The sequence below is a fragment of the Bacillus sp. TL12 genome, from assembly GCF_022625245.1.
Classification (GTDB): domain Bacteria; phylum Bacillota; class Bacilli; order Bacillales; family Bacillaceae_G; genus Bacillus_A.
In genome coordinates this window covers 1-2,185 of sequence record NZ_JAJJBY010000124.1, presented here as the reverse complement: position 1 = coordinate 2,185, position 2,185 = coordinate 1, and the positions used below count along the sequence as shown (strand labels likewise).

Here is a 2,185-nt window from a genome sequence, read left to right as displayed (position 1 = left end):
CGATACCCCTACTAACAATTACAGTTTGGTCGCTCATATCCATTCCCCTTTTCCATAATTACCTTTTCCTATCTACTTACTTTTTTGGTAACAATTACTGTTGTATCCACATCCGTTACAGGATATCATGTAATAGCTCGATAGAAACGAGCGTTATACCCATTACCCTAGGAGACTAGGGCTTTGTTTTGTACAAAATGAAATTTTTATATTAATCTTCTTCAAGTTTCGTAACAGTTAAGTAATTTCTTACTCTCTTTCGCTTCGCTAACTGCCTTTGATAAGCTGGCGTTGTATAATAACGAACAGTTTCAGGAAGTACTCTCATATGTTGAGCGCATTCCAGTATGGTCCATACATACTAGCGATTCACCTTTGTAGACTGCATATTCTTTTAAGTTTGTTAAAACACTTATTTTTCAGCCCCCTTTGTTTAGAATTATTAAAACTTTATTTCTCAATATATAGAATCTAGAGTTATTATTAATATTCGTGTATTATATGAACAAAGAGTACCGTAAGAATTACTCTTTGCCATCTTGGAGAGGACCTGCTATTCGTAGCTGGTCCTTTTCTCATAGATTTAAAACCGTACAAAATAGCGTTTTTGTTAAACTTTCACTTTAATCCACTTTATTTATGGTATAATCTGTATAATTTATTTTTTCAAGAAAGGCTAAAGTAATGAGAAAATACTTCGGTTTCGTTTCAATATTCTTAACTTCAATCTTATTTTTCAGTTCATTTTCTAAGTATATACACTTTGATTTTTTTACTGCTATTTTTATACTGTCTATCTCAATTGTTTTAGCTATTCTTGCTCCGAAAGGAGATGCAGCGAAAAAAATTACTTTTGCTATGTTAATAATTTTAGGTATTTTAATTGCTTTTGTATTAATTATTGCTACTATTATTGGCGCAGGTTTAGCTGAATCACAGCTACAACATTTGAAATAATTCTATTACTCTCAAATAACTATTTTGTATAAACATCTTCTAAAATTAATTTAATACGCACTTTTCTTCCTGAATCACCAAACAAATCATTAGGATACAAGCGTAATGGAGAGTTTGTGTCAGGGATATACTCACCATCACCAGAATTAATTGCAACAAACTCAAATTCCCTCATTTCCCTCTACCTCCCTGGACTCATAAATACTCCCTAAGACTTCAAATTCATTTGGTCCCTCAACAGCTGAAGGCCATAGGAAATGCGCTCTTTCTTCCATAACCAACACTAACGATGTATCCGTCCAATCAATTATTCCTTCAACTACCTCAGTACTTTCTATCTCTGTCATGCTGCAATCCGTATACTGTACCTTTGTCCATCGAACTTTATCGCCAATATAGATATCATTGCCATGCTTGTCCTTTAATCCTGTAGATGGAATGAGAGAATCTTTATCCAACATCTCTTTATTAATTCCATAACCAGGATCGTTGTAAGTTATCGAAATACTATCATCATCGTGAAATTGTAATGCTATTACTGGAAATAGTCCTGTATTACCATCAAAACTTGTTGTAAAAACTTTATACTTAATGTTCTTCATTTTTCTCCTCCACCTCAAATCCAAATACTAAATCACTTAATGCATCAGCCACTTCGTGGGCTTCATCCATATTTAACGTGTGAAACTTTACCATTCTCCCGTCAGGAAACTTAATTGCAGCTCCACATCCAAATGTCCCAACTTTCATCTCTTTCCATCTACAATAAGCGCATTCTTCTGGATTAATATGACATGTACATGCACTACTCATTACTTTCTTCCCCCCTGAATAAAATTCAATATTCCGTCAATACTGTAGATACCCATTTCTCTATTACCCATGACCTGAGCAGTTAGCTTTTGCTAGCTGCTCTTTTAGTTTTTCCGAATAAAAATCCAAGTTTCGGCTACACTATAAACGGGCTGGTGAATATCCATAATCCATTTTTGCAGTACCAAAGCTCTTTCTTCCTATTCCCTTGGGCTGAGCAGTTAACTTTTGCTAGCTGCTCTTATTTCTTCATCTGTAGCATGTCTTAAAAATTCGATATGAACAAACCGTTCGCTATTATCTACATATAGGTAAACCCAAACTAATGCTATTTCATCCGACGCCTTTGTTACTATTCCTAATCCCTGCAATTCTGGATAATCAGGATGGATAACCATTACGAACGTGGTGTTTC

At 34.6% G+C, this 2,185-nt stretch carries 5 protein-coding genes and 1 pseudogene; all 6 read right to left on the bottom strand.

Translation table 11 applies throughout. The features are described 5' to 3' along the window. Positions 1-211 precede the first annotated feature (211 nt). Positions 212-416, bottom strand: a pseudogene (locus LOK41_RS29185) (hypothetical protein). 207 nt (positions 417-623) lie between these two features. Next, positions 624-899 carry a hypothetical protein gene (locus LOK41_RS29415; RefSeq protein ID WP_481748846.1) on the bottom strand — a complete coding sequence of 92 codons (276 nt, stop codon included), beginning with the start codon at positions 897-899 and terminating at the stop codon, positions 624-626. 77 nt (positions 900-976) lie between these two features. Further along, on the bottom strand, positions 977-1,132 hold the full coding sequence (locus tag LOK41_RS27855) for a hypothetical protein (RefSeq protein ID WP_241819334.1): 156 nt from the start codon (positions 1,130-1,132) through the stop codon (positions 977-979). Further along, on the bottom strand, positions 1,119-1,559 hold the full coding sequence (locus LOK41_RS27850) for a YopX family protein (protein WP_241819333.1): 441 nt from the start codon (positions 1,557-1,559) through the stop codon (positions 1,119-1,121). The genes LOK41_RS27855 and LOK41_RS27850 overlap by 14 nt, the downstream gene beginning before the upstream one ends. Then, positions 1,546-1,770, bottom strand: a complete 225-nt coding sequence (locus tag LOK41_RS27845) for a hypothetical protein (RefSeq protein ID WP_241819332.1) — start codon at positions 1,768-1,770, stop codon at positions 1,546-1,548. The genes LOK41_RS27850 and LOK41_RS27845 overlap by 14 nt, the downstream gene beginning before the upstream one ends. A 221-nt stretch (positions 1,771-1,991) precedes the next feature. Next, positions 1,992-2,185, bottom strand: a 194-nt coding sequence (locus tag LOK41_RS27840; protein ID WP_241819336.1) for a hypothetical protein, incomplete at its 5' end; no start/stop codon positions are given.